This window comes from Geomonas azotofigens (assembly GCF_018919395.1).
In the GTDB taxonomy this organism is placed as follows: domain Bacteria; phylum Desulfobacterota; class Desulfuromonadia; order Geobacterales; family Geobacteraceae; genus Geomonas; species Geomonas azotofigens.
Genome location: NZ_JAHLME010000005.1, coordinates 85,308 through 109,627, shown reverse-complemented (window position 1 = coordinate 109,627; position 24,320 = coordinate 85,308). Strand labels below are relative to the sequence as shown.

The window sequence follows — 24,320 nt, the reverse complement described above, 5'->3', positions numbered from 1 at the left end:
GAGCGACACGGAGCCGGTTACCGCGCCGGCGCCGCGGTTTCGAAGCTCTGCATCCAGTTGGTGCCGTCACCAAGACCATGGGTCCCGCCATCACTGCCGAAATACTTGTAGGTGATGCGGATCCGATCGCCCGGGGGGACCGCTTCCGGGATCTTGATGGTGAAATCGGCACTTTGGTCCAGTCCCAGTTCGGACGGCATGATGAAGGTCATCCCCTGGGCCAGGACCTTGCCCCGGGCGTCAAGGTGCGCCGCCCAGATCTCCAGGTCGCGCATCCGGAAGTAACGGACGTTCTTCACGATACCCTGCACGACGGTGCTGCCGTCGGCCGGTCTCACCTCATATCCCATCAGCACATCGAATTGCTTGTAGTGTTGCGGCAGGGCGGCCAGGCGTTGCTGCTGCGGGTCGGGAAAACTGGCGCACGCGCCGAGGCAGAGAAAAAGTATTAACAATATGGGGCCTACTCGTCTCATGGGAAACCTCCTTTCGAGCCAGCTGCTATTTTACGCCAGTAGATGGTAATGCACAACGCGGCGACGGAGTTTGTGCGGCAGCGCGAGGGAGGTGCAAAGATAGGGAAGGTACAAGGGAGGGGACGGAGCTGCGAGAGCTTTCAGAGTTGCTGGGAGAGTTGGGAGAGTTGGGAGAGTTGGGAGAGTGAGGCGCTGCCGCCGCCGGACGGCAGCGCCTGTCGGAGGTTACCTTTCGCGACCCGGGTGATCCGGGGCGTCGTGGCGCGCATCGCGCAACGCCTTGAATTTGGCGGCCTGCTCCGGCGTCAGCAGGGCGAGGAACTGTCTGGTCTGCGCTCCCCGTTGTACCGCGCAGTCGGCCTGCAGCGCCGCCACCTTTGCCGACTGGGCCCTGATGGCGGTTTCGTCGCCGCCGCCGGACCGCACCAGTGCCCTCAGTTCGCGACGCTCGTGCCTGAGGGACGCGAACAGCGGGGCGTTCTTGGCGCGGCCGGCCTCGAAGATGGCCCGCGCCTCGCTTTTTTGCTGTTCGGAGAGCCCCAGTTTCTCGGCCATTCTCCTGAACCGGTCGCGCTGCCCCTCGTGCCTATGCCGCTCGGAGCACCCTTGGCGGCCTCCCCCTTCCGCCGGCCCGAAGCCGGCGAACGCGCTCTGGCTCCCCAGGACGGCGGTAGCGGTGATGCAGGTGAACAGCGCCAGTTGTCTCAGCTGTCTTTTCATGTCGGTTCTCCTTTGTAGTCAGACTCGGTGGCTGGTCTTACGTCTTCCGAATGGACCAAAGATACCTCCCGATTATGGACAGAATATGAACCAATTGAGGAAATCGTAAGCACGCGCTGTCGGGACCTGTCGCCGGTGCTCTGACCGCTTCCCAATGACTGTGGCGATGGTTTTTTTGCCAGAGCCGTTCTTGCTATCCTGATCGGCATCGCTAAAATATACTAACAATGATCGAACTACGCGAACGTCATGGAGGATGGGTGCTATGAAGATTCCGGTTGTGTTTGCTGATGAAAGGCGCGGGCTGGTAAAGGCAGAGGAACTCCAGGAACTGATAGAGCAGGCGGCGATCGTCTCGTTCTTGCGCAGCGACGGCGAGTGCGTTCAGGTCGGTGTCGACAATGTGAGAGGGATGGGGGGGAGAACCTATCGCGGCCCCGAGCGCAGGGGGAACGTCCTGTTCTGCTGAGTCCCCGCCACAGGGCAAGAGACAAGGCCGGCCTCCTTCTTTGAGCCGGCCTTTGCTTTTGGTGCCCTCAAATTTTTATACCTCGCCTGTTATACAAAACCTCCGTTATTTACAGTTTTGCAAAACACGAAAACTCCTTTTGCATTTATGCGAAAGGGATGCGGCGACGCGGCCGCAATGATCAACGTGCTGATATCACGCCGCATCGGGGAGGTCCGACGGTTTTATCAGCGGACGTGCCTTTTGCTGTAATGCGAAAAGGGCACGCCGCCCTTGGTACAGGGCGGGGCGATGTTGCTCGCGTAAGTATCCGATATTACGTAAGTTGTAAAAATATACAAAATCGTAAAACGTTGGTATGCGAGTTGCTAAGGTCTGTGGCAAGAGTGGTCAATCCCAACATGGAGGTATAAAGGCATGACACAGACAACATCTAACAAGGGCTGGCAGGTAGTTTTCGCCGGAACCGGAATCAACCTGGCGCTCGGGGTGCTGTATGCCTGGAGTATCTTCAAGGGTGCCATCAAGGCGTCCATCGAGAAGGGCGGCCCCGATGCCTTCCAGTGGAGCCTCGGCTCCATCAACGACCCGTATGCTCTTTGCTGTCTCGCCTTCGCCTTCTCCATGATCCTGGCCGGCAAGTGCCAGGACAAGATCGGCCCCGCCAAGACCGCCCTGATCGGCGGCCTCCTGGTCGGTGCAGGCTTCTGCCTCATGGGCTACTCCAACAGCTACGCCGCCTGGGTTACCGGCTTCGGCGTGCTGGCCGGCTCCGGCTTCGGCTTCGGCTACTCCGCCGCCACCCCGCCGGCGCTCAAGTGGTTCTCCTCCAAGAAGACCGGCCTCATCGCCGGCATCGTGGTCGCCGGCTTCGGCCTGGCGCCGGTCTACATCGCGCCGCTCTCCAGCTACCTTTTGGGCGCCTACGGCATCCAGCAGTCCATGTACATTCTCGCCGCCGGCTTCGCGGTCATCGTCTGCGGCCTCTCCTTCACGCTGGTGAACCCGCCCAAGGGGTACGTCCCGGCCGAGCCGGCTCTGAAAGAGGGCGAGAAAGCGGCCCCGGCCAAGAAGGCCGTCTATGACGCCAACGTGGGCGAGATGCTCAAGTCCCCGAAATTCTACATGCTGTGGGCTACCTTCTTCATCGGCGCCGGCGCGGGCCTCATGGTGATCGGCTCGGTCGCGGGTCTCGCCAAGAAGAGCATGGGCCCCATGGCCTTCGTGGCGGTGGCCATCATGGCCATCGGCAACGCCTCCGGCCGCGTGGTCGCCGGTGTCCTCTCCGACAAGATCGGCCGTCGCGCCACCCTGACCATCATGCTCGGCTTCCAGGCCATCCTGATGTTCGCCGCCGTCCCGGTGGTGGGCTCCGGCTCCGCCGCGATGCTGGTACTGCTCGCCTCGCTGATCGGCTTCAACTACGGCTCCAACCTGACCCTGTTCCCCTCCTTCGCCAAGGACTACTGGGGCTTCAAGAACTACGGCCTCAACTACGGCGTGCTGTTCTCCGCATGGGGCGTCGGCGGCCTGGTCATGGGGCGCGTCTCCGAGATGATGAACGCACAGCCGGGCGGCCTGAACAAGTCCTTCATCCTGGCAGGTTCCTGCCTGGCACTGGGCACCGTGATCACCTTCTTCCTGCGTGAGAAGAAAGCGGTCGAGGTCGAGGCCACCGAGCTGGCCGGCGAGAAGGTCACCGTCAAGGTTTCCGCATAAGTGGTCAGCCACTGAGGTTAAAAAAAATGAAGGGCCATGCGATTCTGCATGGCCCTTTTTTTCGCGATGATGTTATTATGTCGCACCCGTAACAACACCGTCCACTCTGGAGATGATCGTGTCTGAAGAAGAGTCCGCCTTCGATACCAGTTATGTCACCATCATGCTGGTCGTCTTCCTGGTAGTGACAGGTCTTGCCATCGACATCGGGTACATGTACGTCAGCGAAGAGGATCTGCAGCATTCCGCGGAGATGGCGGCCCTCACCGGGGCGCAGGGCATCAAGCAGCGCTACCTGTTGCAGGCGCAGACCGACCCCGCGCGGTTACCCGACGTCGCCAGAGATCCGGTCCAGTCCCAGGCGCGCGCGGCAGCGGTGGACCTGGTCACCGGCAAGCACGACGCCGCGGCACTGGTCGGGCTTTTGAACAACAACGGCAACGCCCTCACCGGCGAAAACGACATCACGGTCGGCTTCTGGAACATGAGCAGCCGCAGCTATACCCCCGGCGCCACCCCCGTGAACGCCATCCAGGTCAGGACCAGGCGCACCGCCGAGAGCAGCTCGGTCGGGCTCGGAACGCTGGGGACCTTCATCGCCAAGATCAGCGGCACCGAGGATTTCGGCTCCACGCCGGTCGCGACCGCCGCCCTGGTCCCCGGCACCCGCTCCAACATAGCCATCTGCTCCGAGGCGTGCCAGCCCGCCTGCACCTTCCCCCAGATCTGCACCATCCCGGAACGCCGCATGAGCCATGCCGCCTGGGATCCCAAAACGGACGGCTCCCTCGCCGGCCGCTACCTCTACACCTCGCTGCTGCATCCGGTCACCATCACCAACTCCATGTCCGACCTGGTCTGCCAAGAGATGCCGGTGCAGGAGGTCTGCGGCCTGCCCATCTTCGCCGCGGCCAGCAACAGCGACTCAGTGCTGCGCGACATCAAGGCGATGATGTACGACCCCCAGGCGGACCGCTCCAACAAGGAGTACGACAAGAGCGGGAAACTGGTCGGGTGGTGGGTGATCGTCCCCGCCACCGACTGCTCCGGATTCCTCCCGGGTGTGAACTACCAGCAGCATACCGTGACCCGGTATTCGCTGGTGCGCATCAGCAGGATCTGCACCAGCGGCGCGGCCGGGTGCGGCAAGGCCGGGAGCCAGGCCGACCTCCCCGCCACCGCCTGCACCGCGGGATCCGACGGGCTCTACATCGATCGTATCTCCTGCGTGGGGTGCGACAGTCAGGCCCGGAAGCTCTTGCCGGGACTGCGCCCGGTGCTGGTGGACTAGGATGCCGGCGGGGGGAAGGTCGGACACGGAGCGCTGCCAGGGGGCGCCGCCGCCGGAGCTGCTGCAGGCGATCGGGGAGTTCAACGCCGGGGAGTGGTTTCAGTGCCACGAGACGCTCGAGGAGCTCTGGGTGGGCGAGAAGGGAGAGTTGCGGGACTTCTACCAGGGCCTTTTGCAGGTCGCCGTGGCGCTGTACCATTGGCGCAACGGCAACTATAAGGGGGCGGAGGGGCTTTTGCTGCGCGGCGCCGACCTCCTGCGACGGGTCTCGGGGACCTGCCTCGGCGTGGACGTGGCCCGCCTGGTGGCCGAGGCCGGGGTACTGCGCGAGGCGCTCCTCGCGCTGGGGGAAGAGCGGATGGCCGAAGTGGCCCCGGCCCTGGTCCCGAAGCTGCATCGGCCCGAGTGAAGCTTCGGCCCCACACACTGAAAAAGCCGCCCCCCGGTTTGGGAGGGCGGCTTTCTTGTTTGCGCGCCAAAGGGGTTACTTGAGCAGGGTGACCTTGCCGTCGTCGAGGTCGTACTTCGCGGCGACGATCTTGATCTTGCCTTCCTTCACTTCCTTGGCCAGGATCTTGGACTTCTTGGGAAGTTCGGCGGCGACGGCCTTGGCGTTGATCTCGACCGCGCACTCCACGATCTCCTCCTTCGCTTTGCCCTTGCAGGCGGCCTTGGCCTTCTTGGCGGCAGGGGCGATTTCCTTCACGATGGCGCCGATGTTCCCTTCCGGCTTGCCGCCGGCGACGGTGGCGGTGACGGCGCCGCAGCGCTCGTGCCCGAGCACCATGATGAGCGGGGAGCCCAGGTGCTCGGCGGCGTACTCGACGCTCCCAAGGACCAGAGGATCGGCGACATTGCCGGCGACGCGCACCACGAAGACCTCACCCAGCGCCTGGTCGAAGATGATCTCCGGCGGAACGCGGGAGTCGGAGCAGGAGAGGATGATGGCGTAGGGATGCTGGCTCTTGGCGAGCTTGCCGCGGGCCGACGCGTCGCACAGCGCCGATGCCGACAATTTGCTGTCGACGTAGCGGGTATTGCCGTCCATCAGTTTCTGAAGCGCCTGATCGGCCGTGATGCCGCTCACTTCGCTGGATGCGAAAGCGATGCCGACCGTCGCGGCCAGGGCCGCTGCCACTACGGCGATCCTGCGTGCTACCTTGCTGCTCTTCATAGTCTTTCCTCCTTTGATGAACTCCGCGCGTATGCCCGAAGCTGGTCAGGCCCCTGCGTGCGGGGCGATGGCAAATCATGAAAAAAAAGGGCGGCTCATTTTACATGAAAAGGAATATTATGCCAGTCCAATCTCGCCGGGTCCCATCGGCTCTGGTGCGGCGGGGGATGGGAAGGTTGACAACCAGCGGCGCATCAGGCAGATTGGGCAGGCGTAAAGAAACGGAAAAAGCGGGGTAAGCGATGTTTTTGTTGAAGCTGGTCGGTATCGGGGTTTTGGTCACGGCGGGGATCGCCCTGATCGCCTTTTTGGAAGAGAAACTGGTGAGCGGGCCGCGCAGGCGGCAGATCGCCGAGAGGGCGCGCCAGAAGTTGGCCGGCAGCGGGAAGAGGGAAGGGGAAGCGGAAGTGAACTAGCTCCCGGTCACATCCCCTTGCCGAAGTAGATCCCGACCGCAAGCGCGCAGAGCACCACCAGGGAGAACAGGGCGAAGTGCCAGTCGCGCTCCTTCACGAAGATGATGGCGGCGGCAACGACGCGCATGACCGGCGTGCCGAGCAGCACCAGGAGACCGACCGTGATCAGCCTGGGCGCGAACCCGGTGTGGCCGAACACCATGAGGGCGATGCCGACGGCGAGGAGCGCCGCTGCCACCATGGAGCCCAACCGCAACAGCCGCGCCAGCACCAGCTCGATCGGGTGCACCGCGGCCTTATCCTCCGGATCGATTCCTACCACCACTTCACCCCCTTGTAGATCATCTCGATGGCCGTGTAGGCCAGGATCGGCATGAAGAAGAGCCTGATCCTGCCGGCGGGCATGCGCATCATCAGGCGCGCCCCGAGGATCGCCCCGAGCAGCACCCCGAGCACCACCGGTCCCGCCACCAGCGGCTTCACGTCGCCGCGCGCGAAATAGACCACCGCCCCCGACGCCGCGGTCACCCCGATCATGAAGTTGGAGGTGGCGCTGGACGCCTTGAACGGCATTCCCATCACCTGGTCCATGGCCGGCACCTTGAAGATACCCGCACCGATTCCCAAGAGCCCCGCGGCCGCCCCCGAGAAGTACATGATGATCAGCCCTGGCAGCGTCCGGGTCACCTGGTACTCCACCCGGCGCCCCAGCGCCTTGTCGTAGTAGGAGCCGCCGAGCCTGAGCTTCCTGGAGATGGCGTCGGGGACCACCTCGGGCCTGGCGTGCTCCTTTCTGGTACGGAACATGTTGTAGGCGGAGTAGGCCAGCAGCAGGCCGAAGAGGACGAACAGGACGCGCTGGTTCACCAGGGCGGCCGCCAGGGCGCCGGTCAGGGCCCCAAGCGACGTTCCCATCTCGAGCCAGATGGCCACGCGGGTGTTGGTGAGGCGGTCTCGCAAAAAGGCCACCGCGGCCCCGGTCGAGGTGGCGATGATGCAGACCGTGGAAGCGGCGACCGCCGTGCGCATCGGCATGCCGAAGCCGAGGGTGAGGGCGGGGACGATGATGATGCCCCCCCCAAGTCCCAGGATCGCCCCGACCACGCCTGCCACGATCCCGATCGCGAAAATCGATATGAAGGTAATTACCACGCACGTCCTCCGCCCCGGCGCCCGCCGGATCATTTCGACGACAATCTACCTTTTCTTCGCCCGCTTTACAAACAAATAAAAGGCCGCAAACCGGGGGTGCGCGCCGCTTTAGGGAGGCACCGGCGTCCTTTTCGCGCGCCTGCCTCAGGCGTGGGCGGCGTCCCCCGCGGGTGCACAACTATTAGGCGGCTCTGCCTTGTCTGGGTCAGGGGGATTTCGCATGCTAAGGAGACACTAAACTCTAACTGCCAGCCATCACTGAAGTTTTGTCGCCGATGGCACTATGGCACAGCTTCTGCTAGACGCTTGCACAGGTAACGAAGCACAACGAAGTGCGCGGGACCGCAGGCAACAAAGGCAAAGGCGCCTCTCCACAATGGGTGAGAGGCGCCTTTTTTTATGCAATCCAGGGAAAGGGGGAGGTTCAGTCGTAACGGTTGGCAGTATTCGAGAGATCTTCGCAGCACCAATACAGAAAAAAACATTACAAAGGAGTAAGGACATGAAAAGAACCATCAAAAGCCTCATCATGGCAACGGCGCTGACCATCGCAACCAGCGGGATCGCACTGGCGACCCCCTCCACCCAGATCTGGATCCCCTCCACCGATATCCAGGGCTTCAAGAGCCTGCATCTCGGCATCGACAACTACACCCGAACCTCCAACAACTCCAGCGTGGGCAACGTCTACGACCTCGGCGTCACCGCCGGCGTGCTTCCCTTCGAAAAGATCCAGGCCGAGGTAGGTGTCGACTACATCACCAGCGGCAACAACGGCTATGACAGCAGGCCGATCTACTTCAACGCCAAGATCGGCACCCCGGAAGGGTCGCTCTTCGAGCTCTCCCCGGCTCTCGCCGTCGGCGGTTACGGCTTCGGCACCAACGGCGACAAGAACAGCGCCTTCCGCACCGACCAGAACATCGTGTACGGCCTCGCCGCCAAGACCCTGCCGGTGGTCGGCCGTCTCTCCGCCGGTTACTACTTCGGCAACGACAAGGTGATCGGCCCCAAGGATGACGGCGTGCTCCTCTCCTGGGACCGCACCATGAGTGAGATCTCCGACAAGCTCTGGCTCGCCGCCGACTACCAGGGTGGCAAGAACACCGTCGGCGCCTTCAGCTTCGGCGCATCCTGGGCCTTCACGAAGAACGTGTCGGTGATCCTCGGCTATGACATCTACAACGACCAGCAGCTTGCCGGCAAGAACACCTTCACCACCCAGGTGGACATCAACTTCCCGTAACGGCGGCAACAGCGGGACGCAACGGAGCGGGGGAGGTGCCGGCAGGCATCTCCCCCGCTCTTTTTTGTTCCGTCTGCTTCTTCTCGTTGAGGCTTTTTTGACCTGTTCAAACTTTTTACAAGAAATAGGTTGACGGCATCTGAAAGGCTGTGGTACAAGTTGGGACTCAATGACGCGGGGTGGAGCAGTCTGGTAGCTCGTCGGGCTCATAACCCGAAGGTCACAGGTTCAAATCCTGTCCCCGCAACCAAACAATCACGGCCAGTTAGCTGAAACAGCTACCTGGCCTTTTTGTTTTCCAGCCGCAGATAATGACGCAGGTGTCAGCTCACCTTGCCGCGAGCTTTGCGGTACTCTTCCCCGGTCTCCGCCCCAGTACCAACTCCTCGACCTGCAGCGGCTGCGGCCTCTTGGTGTGGGCGTTTTCGCGCCGGGCCTCGGCCTCGATGTTGTCCAGGGTGGCGATGAGCCGGTCGCTGCTGGCCACCCGGTAGAATTTGCCGAGCCGCTCGCCTATCCCCGAAAGGTCCGCCCCGCCAGGAAAGACGATCACTCCATAAACGGGAAGCCGCCAGCTGCCCCGGGTAGTGACGACGTTCATCAGGGTCATCACGTACTCGCGTACCTGGTGGTACGGGTTCACCCCCCAGCTCCCCTTGATCGCCACTGCTGCCCGGTTCCCTGGCTGGCAGTGCCAGCCGGTGTTCTCCACGTCCCCCTCTGCGAAGATCCTGCCGGAGTAGTTCTTCGCCTCGATTACCGTGATGCAGTCCTTGCTGATCACCACGCTGTCAATGAAACGGCTTACCTCTTTTCCCACCGCGACATCAACCTGGTGCAGTACCCTCCACGCGCCCGATTTCGCCTTTGTCGCGGAGGCGAGCGTTTCCCTGATCTCGCGTTCCAGCGCGTTCTCGAAGGGGGTGGAGATCGCGTTGGTCAGGGTGCGCGACGCCTCCTCCTTTTCCTTTCCCGATGCGCTTCGGTACCGTGTCACCTCGTTCAGCAAGGCGGCCTTCTCCCGTGCCGTCTGTTCCAGCTGCTCCCTGAATTGCACCACCTGCGCCTGCCTTTCCTGTTCGATGGTCTGGATGATTGCTTCGGCAGCATGCTGCTGCTCCCTGTCATGGCGAAGGGTGGCCTCCAACTCCTTGATCCGGCCAATCAGCACCTCGAACTGGGCATAGGAGGCCTTTTCCTGCTCGGCGATCTGGGCCTCTTTGTCTTCCATCTGGCGCAGGTACTTGTCCGCGTTGGCAATGAGGATGCGCTCCCTTTCCAGGGCGGCTCTCCCTTGGATCAGCTTTATCTTGAGGAAGAGTTCCAGGATCACCCACACGAGCAGGGCGGCTACCAGGCTGTTCACCGTGGTGGTCAGGTAGGTCTTCCACAGGCTGTAGTCACCGAAGGGATCCTTCAGCCACTCGTGGTAATCCTCCGCAAAGCTCACCGGCATGGTGCTGATCGTGTAGAGCCTTCCGATAATGGGGCGAGGCAACTGTGAGCCGGGCCCGGCTGCCGGAACGGGAAAGCGCAAAAGGACGAAGGGGTAGTTGACCAGGTTCTCCGGAGCGGGAAGTTTCCTGACCAGGAGGTTGGGGGAGGTCGTCATCAACACCTTCTGGTCCGGGCAATACACGGAGTCGGTGCGGCAGTCCGTGATCATCAGGGCGAAGATGCTGTAATTGCGGTCCAGAAGCTCCTGGAGCGGTCCTCGCTGGTTTTGGACCAGCAGCGTCTCTACCGCTTCCGGAAGGACGCTGGTGAGCTTGGAGGTCTTGAGGTTGGTGTGGATACTGAGCAGGGTCTTGTTGAGGACGTAGTCGTAGTTCTTGTGGTTGATAATGAACGCGAGCCAGAGCGAAACGCAGATCAGCAGAACCAGTCGCAACGCGACGTACATCGTCCGTCTCATGGGAGGGAAGGTGGCCATGGCGCTCATTATAGCACGGCGGGCTGGCAATGCCGCCATTAACTGTGGCCTGACCTGAGTCGGGTCAGTCCCTGGCGTGGCACTTGTTGCACAGGCTGCGCTGGAAGCGGGCGAAATGCGATGGGGCGCGGTCGTACATGGCGACGCGGTACTCCCCCCTGGTCTTGCCGCCGGCGGCGCCAGGGTCGCTCCCCAGGCTGACAGCATCGGTGCCGGGGTAGCCGCCATTGACGGTCAGGGCCGTGCCCTTCGTGTTCCACCTGGTTATGGCGTCGAAGGCCGAGGCGTGCGCCCGGTGGCAGGTAAGGCACATGACCTTGTCGTCCGCCTTGGGACCGGCATGGGACGTGGTGATCGAGGCGAGTTGCCGCACGTCGGTCAGGTCGCCGCTTTGGAAGGGGACCAGCGAGGTGAAGGCGTCGCTCTCGTTGCCTCCCAGGTCGCCGCTTTTCACGTAACGGTTGTAGGTCTTGGCGATCGCCTCACCAAGGGCGACCCCCGAGGGGTGCAGGTGGGCACTCCCTTGCCAGCCGGACAGCCCGCTGTGGCAGTTCAGGCACCACTCGCTGCTCCCCTTGCCATAGGCGACCCGGGTGTCGCCGCTATCTTCGCCGCGGTTGTAGTCGCGCGGGGCGACCGCGATGGGCGGGTCGTAGACGAAGTTGTGGCTCGTGCCCCTGGTACCGTATCCCCTGCCGGCCAGCAACCGGTAGCTCCCGACGGCGTCGGTGTCGCTTGGGGGGGCGCCGTAGGAGCCGGAACCGGTGACGGGGTTACCCGAATCCGCTACGGTGCCGGAGCCGTCGATGATGCGGTAGTTGCCGTGCGGATCATGGCAGCTGATGCAGGAAAGGGTGTCCGACGGATAGGTCCCGCCGGGGGATGAGGTGAGGGTCGTATCGGGGAAGTACCCGTACGCCGGCGCGACGACGTTGTGGCCGTGTCGCTCTCCCGGGCTCACCGCGCGCTCTCCGCTGGCTTCGGACCAGTAGTACTGCTTGGTCAGGTAGGCGAAGTCTCCGCCGGGGGTGAGCGACGCGGGGGGAACCCCGCGGGGAGGGGCCGGACTGGTGGCGACCTGGCAGTCTTCAGGTCGTGCCGCCGCATGGCAGCGCAGGCATATCCCGCTCGTCGCGGCCCCCGGCTGCAAAGCGGAAAAACCGGCGCCCGCAGGCGCACCGTGGCAGCCGTCGCAGGCACCGGTCCCGCCGTTATGGAAAACCGCCCTCCCGTCAGCGATGTCGATCGTCAGCACCAGCAAAAAAGCGATGGCAGCCTTCATTCCTCGCATAGCCTGTCCCCTTTCCCGCGGCAACAAGAGGAAGGTACTCTCTCGGCCCGATGATGGACTCATCGGGGAGAGTGGCGATAACTTGAGGCGTTAGCGAAGAGAAGGTGCGGCTACGCGCTTGAGACAGAAAAGCGCCCCGGTCAAGGGGCGCTTAGTTTTAGGAGCACGGAATGGATGGATTTCAGGCAGAGCAAGCGCCAGGAAAGCTACTGTTTGTACGCGTCGTTCTCGTGGCACTTGTTGCACAGGGACCATTGGTTGGGCGCGTACTGGCTGGCCGGTCTCCCATACATCCCTTGCTGGTATTCCGCCATGGTCTTGCCGGTGGAGACGGGCCCCGACTGTCCCTGCAGCGTGGGGGCATCGATTCCGGGCCAGGAGCCTGCCACGGTGAGGTAGGCCCCCTTGGTGCAGTTCCAGCGGGTTGCGCTGTCCCAGGCGGAGGCGTGGGCCCGGTGGCAGGTAAGGCAGGTCACGTTGTCGTCGACGGAGGGGCCGGCGGTCGAGGTGGTGGCAATGGCGAGTTGCGTCGCGTCGGAGGTTCCTTCCTCGAAGGGGACCATGGATGTGTAGGCGTTGGCGACGGTCCCCCCCAGGTTTCCCGTGGCTATGTAGGCGTTGTAGGTGGCGACGACGTCGGCCGGGAGCTTGGCGCTGTTGCCGGAGGGGTGGTTTGCCACCGTGTCGCCGGGGTAGGTGGAGTGTGTCAGGCCGGCGTGGCAGTTGCCGCACCACTCCGACATGCCCCGGCCATAGGCGACCCGGGTGTCCGAACTGCTCTCCGCCCTGTTGTAGGTTGCGGGAGACACGGCGGCCGGCGGATCGTTGACGAAGGGGGCCAGGGGGTACGAGGCGGGCGCATATCCGGCTCCTGCCAGCATCCGGTAACTCCCGACCGCCTCGCTTGCCGTGGGGAGGGCGCCGTAGGAGCCGGAACCGGCGATCGGCTTGCCCCCCTTGGCCACTGTGCCGCTGCTGTCGAGGATGCGGTACCCGCCGTGCGGATCGTGACAGCTGATGCAGCCAAGGCTCGCAGAGGGATACGTGCCGCCGGGAGCCAGTGCGTTACGGGCGTCCTGGAAATACAGGAAATCATTGGCGATGATGTTGTGCCCGTGGGCATCTCCGCTGCTGGAAACGGCAAGCCCGGTGGCGGGGTCGATCCAGCTGTAGTTCTTCTGCAGCCAGGCGAAATCTCCCCCGGGCGTCAGCTGGACCGGCGGCAGCCCCGGGGGGGGCGGCGGATTGGTGGCGACGCGGTAGCCGTCGGTCGGGGTGGCGCCGGAGTGGCAGATGAGGCAGGTCGAACTCGGGTCCGAGCCCTGCAGCAGGTACCGGTTCGCCGATCCCTTGGTACTCGCCGCCATCCCGCCGGAGGAGTTGTGCACGGTGTGGCAACCGTCGCAGGCGGCGACCCCGCCGCTGTGAAAGGCGAGGGCGTTGCCCGCTCCGGCCGCAACCAGCAGGAGTGCGGTAAAAAATGTCCTGGGCACGTTCATGCCGTTTAACCTTTTTGGTCATCCTGCCGGCGATAGACCGCCTTCTGTCCGTTTCCCGCGATGACGAAAGCCCCGTTGTCGAGCTTGCCGTACAACGATTTCACCGTCCCCTGGATCGATACGTCCAGCCTCACCGTCCCGTTTTTGTCGTCCTGCCAGGTGAACTGCAGCGAGGGGGAGTCCTTCACGACGAACACCCCGGTATGGTCGGCCTTGAACTGGACCGTCTCCGGTACCTGCGGGTTGGCCCAGGTGCCGACGACCCCGTCGGGCTTGTTGCATCCTGAGGCGACCACCAGCATCATCAGTACGGCTGCGGCCACGCAAAAGTGTTTCATCTTGTTCCTCCTTGGGGTGATCGTCCCCGTTCCAGCGGTCAATACTTCTCACCCATGACGGTGAGCAGCTTGCGCGCGTTGACGTGTCCCTTCCTCGCTGCCTGGCGCAGCCACTTGACCGCTTCGCCGTGATCCTTCGGGACACCTTCCCCGTTGGTGTACATGAGCCCCAGGTTGAACTGGGACGGCGCGTGCCCCTTTTCCGCCCCCCTGCGGTACCACTTCGCCGCCTCCCTCAGGTCCTGCGGGACTCCGTCCCCCTTGTCGTAGATCATGCCGAGGTTGTACTGGGCCCGGAGGTGGTTCTTTTCGGCGGCCTCGGTGAGCCAGCGGATCGCTTCTTTCTTGTCGGCGGGGACGCCTTCACCCCTGTAGTACATGATGCCGAGGAGGTAGCACGAGTCCCCGCCGTGGTCGGCCTTGAAAAGCCGCAGCGCGGTGGGGTAGTCGTGCTGCTGGTAGGCCCGAAGGGCCGCGCTGAAGCCGGGCTGGAGGGCGCCCCACGAGGTGGCGGCCCAGGCCAGCATGAGGACGGTGAGCCATACGTTGCCAAGCATGCGTGTCTTCATAATCTGTCCTTTGCGGTGTCCGCTAGTGCGAGGGGGGCAGTCCCCCCCTCATGCCCTACTTGATGAGCTCGAAGAACTGGGCGCGGGAGTTGTTGCGGTCCGCAATGCCGAGCAGGCCGCCGTCGCTCACGCAGATCTGCGCGGGGTAGTAGAGCTGCCCTTCCTTCCACCCCAGGGCGAGCAGCCGGCCGGTATAGGCGCCGTCCGGCCCGAGGGTCACCAGGGAGCTGCCGTTTTGGTCCACCAGGAAGATGGTGCCCCGGCTGTCGGTGGTCAGGTAGGTGGCGAAACTCACGTACTCCTTGAGGTCCTTGGAGAGCGGCCTGAATTCGGCCCCACCCTTGGATGCCGCGTAGACCACGGAGGCGAGGCTGTCCAGCAGCAGGAGATCGCCCCCGCGGGTCAGGGCGAGGTCGGAGCAGAAACCGGCTTCGGCAGGGAAGGGGAGCTGGCGCCGGAAGTTGCCGCTCGGGTCGAGCTCCAGGACCCTCTGGCCGAGGATGTCCAGGAGGTAGACCTGGTCGTCGCCCCCGATCCGGAAGCTGCGTATCTGCGGGTCGGGGGCGGGGACGCCGTGCAGGTCAAGGTACCCGACGAAGCTGCCATCCCCCTTCAGGTGGACGATGCGGCGCAGTTTCCCGTCCAGGGCGTAGATGTCCCCCTTGGAGTCGAGTTGCAGCCGGGTCGGTACGCTGAGCTGCTGCACCTTCACCTCGCTCCCCCCGGAGATACCGGCATCCTTGAAGCTGTATTTCAGCAGGCGGCCGTTGCCCGTGTCGGCGACCACGATCCCCCCCTTGGCATCGCAGGCGATCCCCTCGGGGTTGGCGAGGGCCCCGCCCTTGTCGTCCAGGTAGACCGCGGTCACCTGCTTGAGCCGCTCCGCCGCCGACGCGCCGGTGGCGGCGAGGAGCACGAAGCCGAGCACGGCGTATTTCATGAAGATTCGAGACATGGCTTGTTACCTCTTGTACTGGTCATGGCACTGGGTGCACAGATCGCTCGTGGTCGGGAACGGGATGAAGTGCTTGTATTCGGTTCCGTGCGCGCGGTGGCAGCTCAGGCACTGCATGGTCAGGTTCTTGTTGCGCTTGTCCTTGATCTTGTCCCCGATGGGGTGGGTGGAGTGCTTCTGCCAGTCGTGGCACTTGCCGCAGACGTCAATGATGGACGGCTTGTTGGTCAGGAACTGGCTGTTCGATCCGTGGGGATCGTGGCAGGCCATGCAGTTCCCCTTCAGGATCGGGTCGTGCTTGGTGAGCGACTTTTCCTGCCTCTGGATGGTGTCCTTGTGGCAGTTGCCGCAGACGGTGATCAGGTCCGCCTTGAGCAGCCCCTTCTCCTTGGCCGCGTGGGGATTGTGGCAGGTGAGGCAGCCCTGCTTGCCCAAAAGGGGCCAGTGCACCTTGTCCTTGGCGAAGGTGGAGTTCACCATGTCGCTGTGGCACTCCTTGCAGAGATCGGAGCCGCTGCGCTTGGTCTTCAGCGGGGAGCCGGAGGTGGCCTCGTCGTGGCACTGGCTGCACATCTTGCTCGCTACCGGTCTGTGCACGTTGTTGTAGAGGATGCTCGGCATGTCGGAGCCGTGCGGGTCGTGGCAGGCGGTGCAGCGCGCCTTGGCCACGGGGTAGTTCATGTGCTGCCTGATGAAGATCGGCTTGTCCACCTTGTGGCAGCCGGTGCACAGTGCCGGCACCTCGTCCTTGAGCAGGAAACCCGCCTTGCTTGAGGCATGGGGGAGGTGGCAGGTGAGGCAGCCGGTGGTCACCGGGCTGTGCTTGTGCTTGACCTTGGCCAGGGTGTCGCCCATGGCCTTGTGGCAGTCGAGACAGAGCGCATTGCCGGCTGCCAGCATGTTGAACCTGTTGTCCGAGGCGTGCGGGCTGTGGCACTTCATGCAGTTTCCTTCGGCGACCGGCTTGTGGCTGCTGTGCGCGTCCGGCGGGATGACCGTGGCGTGGCACTGCGCGCAGATCTGCTTGGAGTCGGCGGCGAGGAGCTTGCCATGGGACGAGGTGTGCGGGTTGTGGCACCCGGTGCAGTCGCCGGACTTGACCGGGGTGTGCACGAACGGCTTTTTCACCGTCTCCTGGATGTTGACGTGGCAGTCCATGCAGACCTTCCCTGTCGCGCCGGGCTTGAGCTTGAACAGCAAAAGGGCGTTCTCCTGCGCCGCGGCCGAGGCCACGTAGAGCAGGGCGAGCAGGATCATGATGAGTATCTCGTTGCGTTGCTTCATTACTGACTCCTCTCAGCGCTTCTCGACGATATGGCAGTCGTCGCAGCTTCGTGCCGCAAAGGGGGGATGGAGCGTGTCCTTGAAGAACTTGGAGTCCTTGGACGCGTGCGGGTTATGGCAGCTCACGCAGTTGATCCCGTCCGGGTTGATGTTCAGGTGGTCCTTGGCGAACTGTTCTGTCTTCAGGTCGTGGCACTCGCTGCAGGTGGTCCGGACCGGCTCGGCCAAAAGGGACCCCTCAACGGAGAAGTGCGGCCGGTGGCAGGTGGTGCAGTCCTTCTGTGCCGGCTGGTGCGGCGTTTCCTTCCCCATCTTCTCCTTGATCTGCTTGTGGCAGGTGAGGCACAGGTCCGGGCTCGGCGCGAGCAGCAGGCGGTTCAGCTTGGACTTGTGCGGGTTGTGGCACTTGGTGCACTCCCCTCCGTTCATCAGGGGGGCGTGCTTGCTCCCCTTCCCCTTGAGCCCCTTCTCGAGGTCGAGGTGGCAGGAAAGGCAGAGCGTCTCCTGTTTCTTGGCCAGCATCCCCGGGTTGTTGGACGCGTGCGAGTCGTGGCACCCCAGGCAGTTCTTGCGCTTGAAGGGTGCGTGGTTGGAGCCTCCGGTTTCCAGCTCCATGAGCTTTGCGTGGCACTTCGCGCAGAGGTCGTCCGCGGGCGCCCTGAGCAGCGCCCCCTGGGGGGAGGCATGGGGGGCGTGGCAGGCCACGCAGTTGCCGTTCAAGACCGGGGCGTGGGTGTGGTTCTTCTTGAAGGCGCTCTCCTTGTCGCTGTGGCAGCCGTAGCACACCGTGTCCATGCGCGCCTTGACCATGCCGTGGATGTTGGAGCCGTGCGGGTTGTGACACGAGGTGCAGTCACCCTCGGCGAAGGGGAAGTGCACGTCGCTCATGGACTGGCTCTCCTTCACCTTGGCGTGGCACCCGTAGCAGAGATCCGCCCCCTGGGCGACCAGGAGTTTCTTCCCTGCCGCGTGCGGCTTGTGGCAGGAGAGGCACCCTTTCCCCTTGGTGACGGCGGCGTGCGGCGCGGTCATCCCGGCTCCCTTTTCCTTGTGGCAGCCGATGCAGAGCGCGTTGCCGTCGCGGACGGTGAGCTTGGAGAACTCCGAGGTGTGCGGGTTGTGGCAGGAGAGGCAGTCCCCACCGCTGAACGGGGCGTGCTCGACGCTGCCCCCCATCTTGAGCTTGCCGGCGTCGTGGCACTGGTAGCAGAGCTCGCTTCCTTTCTGGGTTACGCCGAAGGGGTTGTCCGCGGCGAGGGCGTTGTGGCAGCCGTCGCACGACGCGCTCTGCACCGGGTCGTGGACGCTCCCCTTCAGGAGCTTGGGCTGCTCGGAAGAGTGCGGGTTGTGGCACACGGTGCAGCGCGCCTTTTCCACGGGGTAGCCGCCGTGGGCTTTCTTGAAGCCGGCCCCCTTGCTGTCGTGGCACGCCAGGCAGAGTTGCGGCTCCGCCTGGGCCAGCAGGTTCTTCTGGTCCGAGCTGTGGGCGACGTGGCATGCCTTGCAGCCGTCGCGGGCAAGCACCTGGTGCACCACCTTCTTCTCGAAGAGCTCCTTCTTGTGGCACTGGTAGCAGACCTGGTTGCCGTCCCCCTTCAAGAGCCGGGCGGACTGGGATGCGTGGGGGGCGTGGCACAGTGTACAGCTGCCGTTTTTCAAGGCGCTGTGCACGTTCGCCTTGTTCATCCCGATCTTCTCCTTGGGATGGCACTTAAGGCAGAGGGCGTTGCCCGACTCCTTCAAAAGGAGCTTAGGCACGATGCCGTGGCGCAGGTGGCACTCCTCGCACTTTTGTTCCTTGACGACCGGGTGCACGTCCTTCATCCCGAGGTACTTCTCGGTGAACTTCTTGTGGCAGTCGAGGCACCCCTTCTTGGCAAAACTCATCGCGGCGTGGCTCGGGCTGGTGCACAGCACGATGGCCGCATAGAACAGGGCCGCGACGACGCCGACCGGAATCCCGAATGTACTCTTCTTTCCCGACATGGTTTCTCCTTGCTCGCTACTGCGCCGGTTCCGCCAGGTAGAGCTTCACCTGGTACGCCTTGCGGAGCTTTTCTCCCCACACCTCGATGGACTTGTTCACCTTCTCCCCGTAGAGCTTCTTGGCGATCTCCTTGCGCGCGCTGTCCAGCGGGGCGGGCTGGGCCGGGATCACCTCCTGTACCGCCAGCACGTAGCAGTACCCCTCCGGGCTCGTGTAGAGCCTGAAATCGCCGCCCTTCGCGCCGGCCAGGGCGAGCTGCACCGCCGGGGCCAGCTTCTTGGTGATCCAGGGGGTGTCGCCGAACTCGAGCCGGCCTTCGCTTCCCGCCGGCACCTGGCCTGCGGCGTTGGTGGAGAGCCACTGGAATTCCGCCCCCTTTCTCAGCTTCTCGGCCGCGCTCTCGGCGTCCTCGGCCTTGGCGAAGACCAGTTCCTTCAGCTTGATCATCTCCGGGGAGGAGTAGTCGGCCACGTGCTCCTTGTAGTAGTCCTCCACCTCGCCGTTGGTCACCTTGATTTCCGGCACCACGACCTTGTCGATGAACATGCCGAAGACGATGGAATCGCGGTACTTCTTGTTGGCGTTTTTGTACTCCTCGCTCCGGTCGATCCCGTTTTTGAGCGCTTCCATCTTGAAAACCCTTGCCAGGAGCATGTCTTCCAGCGCGGGGACCTTCCCTTCGTTCACCTTCTTGATCTTGATCGCCTCGCCGATGCCGTGGAAGAATTTCCCCCTGATGGCGGCGGCGAGGTCGCCGACCGTGATCGGTTTTTCGCCGCGAATATCCGCCACGACCCGGCGGTCTTTCAGAAGCTTGTCGAAGCCGGGGCGGGGCGCCTCGAAGTCGAGCTTGTCCAGCACCTTCTTGTGCAGGGTGACGTACTTTTTCTCCAGGTCCTTCCAGTACTGGTCCAGGACCTGGTTCCCCTTAAGCTCGAGGGCGCGCTGGGTCGCCTCCTCGAGCGCCTGGTCGTTCCCCTTCGGGAAGCGGACCTCCTGGAGTTCCACCAGGGTGAACGCCGGCCCGACCGGGAGCACCGCGGTCACCTCGCCATCCTTCATGCGGGACAGGGCCTGGGCGATCTGGGGGAGGAGTCCCTTGGGCTGCACCCATTCCCCCTCCTTGCCCCCCTGTACCTTGCCGGCGTCGATCAGCTTGTCGGCGAGCTCATCGAACTTCCCGCCTCCCTTGAGCTGCTCCGCGAGCTTGTCGGCGTCATCCTTCTTGTCGAACTTGACCGACCTGATCTTCCACTCCTTGACCAGATCCTGGTAGATCCGGTCCACAACCTTCTGGTCCGGTTTTACTCCTTCCAGCTGGCGTCTCTTCAGGATTTCGGCGAGGCTGCTGGCCGAGAAGTCGCTGACCCCTTTTTTCGCCTCGGGCAACTCGTCGAGCCCCATGTTGAAGCCCTCGGCGATGATGAGCCGCGCGCTCACCAGTCGATCGAGCACCGACTGGTAGTTTTTCTTGCCCGCCTTGGTATCGGCGCCGGAACCGGTCCCCTCGTGGATGCTCCCGAGTGCGTCGGTGAACTCCTGCATGAGGATGGGGGCATCGTTCACCAGCGCGACCGGGGTCTGGGCGAAGCGCGGCGAAAAGGCAGGGGCCTCGAGCAGGACCGTCACCCCTTCCTTCTGGGGGGCCGGCTTTCCTTGCTCACCACTCACCTTTTCCTGCACTGTTTCCCGGGGCTGGGCGGCCGGCGTGGCCGGCGCCTTAGGCGCGGTGGCGGCCGCTTCGCCGGCCCAGGCCGGGGTCCCGGCGCAAAGTGCCGTGATCAAAAGTAACTTCATCGCGTTCATGTTCATGGTCCCTTCCTTCATGTGTGTAGTGCGGTGCACTGCTGTCCGTCGTGCTCTCTGCCCATCCCGGCGCCGCCGTGGCGCTTGCCTGCTAGCGGCCGAGGCTTTCTTCAACCGCCTGGTGCACCATCCCGGCGGCCAGGGCGCTTGCCGTGGCGATCCTGCCGATATCGAAAAAGTGGACCCGGTCCATCCCGGTGCGGTGGTCGCCCATCGACCAGACCGCCCGGCGGCTGCTCCGCTCCAGGAGCAGCGCGGAAAAGTCGACCTTGGGCGATGCCTGGGCCCCCTGCAGGTCCTCGTAGTCGTTGACCTCGCCGGTCAGGATGAGGTCGGTGCTGAGCATCCCGAAGAGGAGCTCCGCGTCTGCCAGCGAGACCCCGTCCTCCATGATGATCCGGTAGCGCAACAGGTCTTCGCGCACCGTTCCCGGCTCGATGACCTGGAACCTCCCCTGCCGGACCAGCTCCCCGATGAAGTGCAGTGCCAGGATCTCGCCCGCGTAGCCGTGGCTTCCCTTGTCGAAGAAGGGGAGGACGGCCACCCGGTAGCTCCGTACAGGTTCGAGCGGGCGGGCGAGGTAGACGGCGTCCGAGGCGAGCGACACCTTGGGGACCGGCTGCGGCTTGCCTCCGGTCAGCGCCTCGGCCAGCAGTTGCAGCGCCCGGTCGGTGACCTCCTGCGGCTTCCTGACCAGTCCGACGCCGAGCAGGCCGGGTGCGTCGTCCCCCGAGAGCGCCACGCTCTCCATGCGCTCGATCCTCGGGGTCTCCTCCGTGGTCACCAGGCGCGAGGTGAGGGCGATCCGGGGAGGGAAGGGGGTACGGTACAGCTCCACCTGGGTGATGAGCACCCCTTTTGCGCCGGTCTCGCGGCGCAGCGCCTCTGCGGTGGCCGCGTCGATCCCCCCCACGTAGCGCAGCCGGTGCCGCGCCATGAACTGCTCCAGCTGCGCTTGCGGCAGGATCGCCATGCCCCGCAGGGCGAGGCGCCTGGCGAGCTCCTGCCGCAGTTCGGCGACCGGCGCCGTGCCGCCGCTCAGGTTTTGCAGCGGCAGGATGGCGACGACCCCCTCGCCGTCGCCGGCCGCCCCCCCGCTCCATGCGGCACGGTGCAGCGGCCCGCAGCCGGCAAGAAGCAGCACGAGCAGGAGGGCGACGAGGCTACTCGAAGAGCTTCTTGATGGCATCGCTTACCGCCCGCTCGGTGATGTCGTTCATGGGCTCGCCACCGCCGCCGAAGAGCCGGTCGGTGATGCCGATCCCCCCCATGGTGGTCGAGGCGGACCAGACCACCTTGCCGGTCTGGGTCTCCAAAAGCTGAAAGCTGAGCGAGATGCTGTTGGCCGCCGAGCTTCCGGATCTGACCTCCCCGTACTCCTTGACCGTGCCGGTGATGACGGCGTCCGCCTTGATCACCCCCGCCACCTTGGTGAGCTCCTCGGTGCTGGGGGCGACGGGGTTGCTGATGCCGACCCTGCTGATGCCGCGGGACACCTCGCCCGGGGGGATGACGTACAGTGCGCCGGTTGCCAGGAGCTTCGTGGTGAAGACGTCGCGGACCCGTTCCGCCGCGGAACTTTCCCGGGTGAGGTTGGCCAGCGGCATGATGGCGACGGTGTGCAGGGCCCCGAAGTCCATGTTGGGGTCGCGGTACACCTCCGCGGGACCGGCACAGCCGGCCAGGGCAACAACAACGAGGGTCATGATCGGCAGTATCCATCGCTTGGGCATAACGTGCTCCAGTGTGCGTTCCTCTCCTAGAACGAGCTCCTGAGTACCGCGCTCAAGGTCTGCGAGCTCTCGGTGCCGGAGGAGGAAGAGGTGTTGAGTCTCTGATAGGACGCATCCAGGGTGGTGCGCGGGGTGATCTTCCAGGTGAGCCCCGGGGTCAGCATCTTGCTCTTTTGCTGGTTGACCGATGCCAGATTCTCCGAGTAGGCGAAGTTGAACTGCAGCGTGCCGTCGGGGAACGGTGACCAGTTGATCCCGTAATTCTGGAAGGTGGTGCCGGCCTGGCCGCTTTGCTGCAAAAGCGAAAACGAGCTGGTCAGGTAGAGCGTGGTAAAGGGGCGGTAGGTCACGCCGATGTCCTCGCGCTGCGTGCCGATGGAGGTGTCGCTGCCCGCGCCGGTGGCCGTCGAGCTGTTCCAGCTGTAATTCGCGTTGAGGCTCAGGTCGCCGCGGGGCTTCAGGTTCACCCCCAAAAGGGCGTTGTAGGCCCTGATCCGAGCTCCGCTGTCGGTGCTGGAGAGGCTCAGGCCGCCGCTGGCATTGACGTTCACCCCCTGGTACAGCTCCGCGGTGTTGCTGACAAACAGGGAGTCCGCGCCGCTGCTCTTTCCCTGGAAGGACTCGCGGCGCCCGGAGTAGGTGATGGTGTCGCTCAGGGTCGGCAGGGGGGTCATGCGCAACAGGGCGCTGTAGACGAAGGCGCCCCGATGCCCCTTCGGTTCCTCGTTGTCCTCACGGGCTCCCCGCGCGCTCCCCGAGATCCAGTCGTTGAAGCGGTGCTCGGCCATGAGGGCGTTGCTCACCGTCCACTTGGTGAAGCCGTCGGGCAGAGAGCTGGTCAGGAAGAAGGAGCCGTCGTAGTAGAGCGCGGGCGTGTCGGTCAGCCGGACTTTCACGTCCGTGTTCAGCATCTGCGACAAAACGGCGCTGTTTTTCCGCACCGATGCCGCCGGCACCTCGTCGAAAGCCTGGATCTCGGTGACAAAGAGGTTGAAGGAGGAGGTGAAACCGATGATCCCGGGGGGGACCTGCGCCGGGTCGAGCGGCGCGGCGACCACCTTCAGGTAGCGGGTGGCGACCGGGGCGAACTTGATCTCGAAGCGGTTCTGGAACGGGTCCAGGGTGAGCCCGGCGACGGTGCTGACCGGGGCCCAGGTGAGGTTGTCCTGGCTTTGGTAGACGGTCCAGGTGTACTGCCGGGCGATGGCGTCGGGGAGCCTTTGCCCGGTGGACGTGGCAACCCAGACCAGCACCCGGTTCACCGTGGTCTGCGGGTTCTGGAAGTCGAAGCCGAAGTTTCTCTTCGCCTGCAGTCCCGGCTGTGGGCCGAGGTCGATCCCGGCGCTGGTCCCCAGGTTGCCGTCGACGAGCAGCGGGTAGCTCCCCAGGGTGGCGGTCTCGGGGACCACGTACTGCTGCCCCGGGGCGGTAAGGGCGAACAGCCCCGAAAACGGCGAGAGCTGCTGGTCCACCATGCCGCGACCGCTGGACGAGGTGGCGGTGCCCTGCTCGCTCACGTTGTAGGTGGAATAGAGCGAGACACGCTCATCGAAGAACTGCCCGCTGTAGCTTGCCGTGCCGGTGTGGGACAGCTGGGATACGTCGAGCCCCAGGAGCTTGTCCTTTTGGTCGTTGTAGTTGAAGAGGTATTTGAGGTCGAGGTTCTTCACGTTGTAGGTGATCCCCAGCGTGGCCCGGTCGTTGCCGCTATCCTCAACCAGGCGCTGGCCGTCAAAGGTGTTGATTTTGGTCAGGAGCAGGCTCACTGCCGGAAGCCCCTCGGGCCGCCACCCCAGAGAGGCGTGGTAGTCCTCGTTGTAGCGGTCGGGAAGGGAGGTCCCCGCGGTGGCGTCGCTCTCCTTTCTCTTGCTGTAGCCAAGGCTCGCGTTCAGCATCGGGCTCCCCATGAGCAGGTCCACGCTCGGCAGCGAGGTGGTGATCGAGGAGCGTGCCCCGGTCCCGTTGGCGGTGAGCCAGTTGCGGTCGCTTTCCCACAGGTAGCCGGCACGCAGGGACAACAGCGGCAGAAAGCTCTTGTTCAACATCAGGTTGTACTTCTGGGTCAAGCCGTCCCCCTTCTGGGCGCCGCTGGTGCCGGTCGCGTCCCGGGTCTGCGACTGGAGGTGGCTGTAGTCCCACTCCAGGTAGCCGTTGAGCAGGTCCGCCGCTGCACGTTGCGGCTGCAGCAGGCTCCCGAAGAGGCAGACCAGGCAGGCGTTGGCGAGCCGCAGCGCCGCCCTTTTGAACATCGTGCCGTGCACC

General features: G+C 64.0%; 23 protein-coding genes and 1 tRNA gene. 7 read left to right on the top strand and 17 right to left on the bottom strand.

What is annotated here, in order from left to right:
• Nucleotides 1–17: 17 nt before the first annotated feature.
• Together KOL99_RS16705 and KOL99_RS16700 are read right to left on the bottom strand one after the other, a co-directional pair.
• Nucleotides 18–476 (bottom strand): FxLYD domain-containing protein, encoded by a 459-nt coding sequence (locus KOL99_RS16705; protein WP_216511606.1) that lies wholly within the window; start codon nucleotides 474–476, stop codon nucleotides 18–20.
• A 225-nt stretch (nucleotides 477–701) separates the two neighbouring features.
• Complete coding sequence (locus KOL99_RS16700; protein ID WP_216511605.1) at nucleotides 702–1,196, bottom strand: Spy/CpxP family protein refolding chaperone; 495 nt, start codon at nucleotides 1,194–1,196, stop codon at nucleotides 702–704.
• 265 nt (nucleotides 1,197–1,461) lie between these two features.
• On the opposite strand from KOL99_RS16700, the gene KOL99_RS16695 reads away from it, so the two are divergent.
• The 4 genes from KOL99_RS16695 (at nucleotide 1,462) to KOL99_RS16680 (ending at nucleotide 5,084) form a co-directional block, all read left to right on the top strand.
• Complete coding sequence (locus tag KOL99_RS16695) at nucleotides 1,462–1,665, top strand: GSU3473 family protein (RefSeq protein WP_216511604.1); 204 nt, start codon at nucleotides 1,462–1,464, stop codon at nucleotides 1,663–1,665.
• 417 nt (nucleotides 1,666–2,082) lie between these two features.
• A complete protein-coding gene (locus KOL99_RS16690; protein WP_216511603.1) occupies nucleotides 2,083–3,384 on the top strand; it encodes an L-lactate MFS transporter in 1,302 nt (433 codons plus the stop codon).
• Between the two features lie 112 nt (nucleotides 3,385–3,496).
• A complete protein-coding gene (locus tag KOL99_RS16685; RefSeq protein ID WP_216511602.1) occupies nucleotides 3,497–4,675 on the top strand; it encodes a pilus assembly protein TadG-related protein in 1,179 nt (392 codons plus the stop codon).
• 1 nt (nucleotide 4,676) lies between these two features.
• On the top strand, nucleotides 4,677–5,084 hold the full coding sequence (locus tag KOL99_RS16680; protein ID WP_216511601.1) for a DUF309 domain-containing protein: 408 nt from the start codon (nucleotides 4,677–4,679) through the stop codon (nucleotides 5,082–5,084).
• A 75-nt stretch (nucleotides 5,085–5,159) separates the two neighbouring features.
• Here the strand turns inward: KOL99_RS16680 and KOL99_RS16675 are convergent, their stop codons facing one another.
• Nucleotides 5,160–5,849, bottom strand: a complete 690-nt coding sequence (locus KOL99_RS16675) for a carbonic anhydrase (RefSeq protein ID WP_216511600.1) — start codon at nucleotides 5,847–5,849, stop codon at nucleotides 5,160–5,162.
• 242 nt (nucleotides 5,850–6,091) lie between these two features.
• Here KOL99_RS16675 and KOL99_RS16670 point away from each other — a divergent pair, with 242 nt between their 5' ends.
• Nucleotides 6,092–6,265, top strand: a complete 174-nt coding sequence (locus KOL99_RS16670) for a hypothetical protein (RefSeq protein ID WP_216511599.1) — start codon at nucleotides 6,092–6,094, stop codon at nucleotides 6,263–6,265.
• 7 nt (nucleotides 6,266–6,272) lie between these two features.
• Here KOL99_RS16670 and KOL99_RS16665 read toward each other — a convergent pair whose 3' ends face one another.
• Nucleotides 6,273–6,587, bottom strand: coding sequence for a DUF1634 domain-containing protein (locus KOL99_RS16665; protein ID WP_328760708.1), 315 nt, complete (start codon nucleotides 6,585–6,587; stop codon nucleotides 6,273–6,275).
• Nucleotides 6,581–7,417 carry a sulfite exporter TauE/SafE family protein gene (locus KOL99_RS16660; protein WP_216511598.1) on the bottom strand — a complete coding sequence of 279 codons (837 nt, stop codon included), beginning with the start codon at nucleotides 7,415–7,417 and terminating at the stop codon, nucleotides 6,581–6,583. The genes KOL99_RS16665 and KOL99_RS16660 overlap by 7 nt, the downstream gene beginning before the upstream one ends.
• A 502-nt stretch (nucleotides 7,418–7,919) precedes the next feature.
• Between KOL99_RS16660 and KOL99_RS16655 the strand changes: the two genes are divergently transcribed.
• The gene (locus tag KOL99_RS16655; protein ID WP_216511597.1) at nucleotides 7,920–8,663 is read left to right on the top strand and encodes a hypothetical protein; all 744 of its coding nucleotides are present in this window, start codon (nucleotides 7,920–7,922) and stop codon (nucleotides 8,661–8,663) included.
• A 173-nt stretch (nucleotides 8,664–8,836) separates the two neighbouring features.
• Nucleotides 8,837–8,913: transfer RNA gene (locus KOL99_RS16650), tRNA-Met, on the top strand.
• 78 nt (nucleotides 8,914–8,991) lie between these two features.
• Here the strand turns inward: KOL99_RS16650 and KOL99_RS16645 are convergent.
• From KOL99_RS16645 to KOL99_RS16590, 12 genes are all read right to left on the bottom strand, one after another.
• Nucleotides 8,992–10,566, bottom strand: coding sequence for a nuclease-related domain-containing protein (locus KOL99_RS16645; RefSeq protein WP_216511596.1), 1,575 nt, complete (start codon nucleotides 10,564–10,566; stop codon nucleotides 8,992–8,994).
• Nucleotides 10,567–10,660: 94 nt separating this feature from the next.
• A complete protein-coding gene (locus tag KOL99_RS16640) occupies nucleotides 10,661–11,887 on the bottom strand; it encodes a hypothetical protein (RefSeq protein WP_216511595.1) in 1,227 nt (408 codons plus the stop codon).
• Nucleotides 11,888–12,093: 206 nt separating this feature from the next.
• Entirely contained in the window at nucleotides 12,094–13,386 is a 1,293-nt protein-coding gene (locus KOL99_RS16635; protein WP_216511594.1) for a cytochrome C, read from the bottom strand.
• Nucleotides 13,387–13,391: 5 nt separating this feature from the next.
• Entirely contained in the window at nucleotides 13,392–13,724 is a 333-nt protein-coding gene (locus KOL99_RS16630; RefSeq protein ID WP_216511593.1) for a DUF2147 domain-containing protein, read from the bottom strand.
• A 38-nt stretch (nucleotides 13,725–13,762) separates the two neighbouring features.
• Nucleotides 13,763–14,293, bottom strand: coding sequence for a tetratricopeptide repeat protein (locus KOL99_RS16625; RefSeq protein WP_236026351.1), 531 nt, complete (start codon nucleotides 14,291–14,293; stop codon nucleotides 13,763–13,765).
• A 55-nt stretch (nucleotides 14,294–14,348) separates the two neighbouring features.
• Nucleotides 14,349–15,248, bottom strand: coding sequence for an NHL repeat-containing protein (locus tag KOL99_RS16620; protein WP_216511592.1), 900 nt, complete (start codon nucleotides 15,246–15,248; stop codon nucleotides 14,349–14,351).
• Between the two features lie 6 nt (nucleotides 15,249–15,254).
• Nucleotides 15,255–16,532: a cytochrome c3 family protein gene (locus tag KOL99_RS16615; RefSeq protein WP_216511591.1), complete on the bottom strand. Its 1,278-nt coding sequence runs from the start codon at nucleotides 16,530–16,532 to the stop codon at nucleotides 15,255–15,257.
• 12 nt (nucleotides 16,533–16,544) lie between these two features.
• The gene (locus tag KOL99_RS16610; RefSeq protein WP_216511590.1) at nucleotides 16,545–18,518 is read right to left on the bottom strand and encodes a cytochrome c3 family protein; all 1,974 of its coding nucleotides are present in this window, start codon (nucleotides 18,516–18,518) and stop codon (nucleotides 16,545–16,547) included.
• A 16-nt stretch (nucleotides 18,519–18,534) separates the two neighbouring features.
• A complete protein-coding gene (locus KOL99_RS16605; RefSeq protein WP_216511589.1) occupies nucleotides 18,535–20,331 on the bottom strand; it encodes a peptidylprolyl isomerase in 1,797 nt (598 codons plus the stop codon).
• An 85-nt stretch (nucleotides 20,332–20,416) separates the two neighbouring features.
• Nucleotides 20,417–21,514 (bottom strand): hypothetical protein, encoded by a 1,098-nt coding sequence (locus KOL99_RS16600; RefSeq protein ID WP_216511588.1) that lies wholly within the window; start codon nucleotides 21,512–21,514, stop codon nucleotides 20,417–20,419.
• A complete protein-coding gene (locus KOL99_RS16595) occupies nucleotides 21,489–22,058 on the bottom strand; it encodes a GNA1162 family protein (RefSeq protein ID WP_216511587.1) in 570 nt (189 codons plus the stop codon). Before KOL99_RS16595 ends, KOL99_RS16600 begins: the two co-directional genes overlap by 26 nt.
• Nucleotides 22,059–22,084: 26 nt before the next feature.
• Nucleotides 22,085–24,307 (bottom strand): hypothetical protein, encoded by a 2,223-nt coding sequence (locus KOL99_RS16590; RefSeq protein ID WP_216511586.1) that lies wholly within the window; start codon nucleotides 24,305–24,307, stop codon nucleotides 22,085–22,087.
• Between the last annotated feature and the right edge of the window lie 13 nt (nucleotides 24,308–24,320).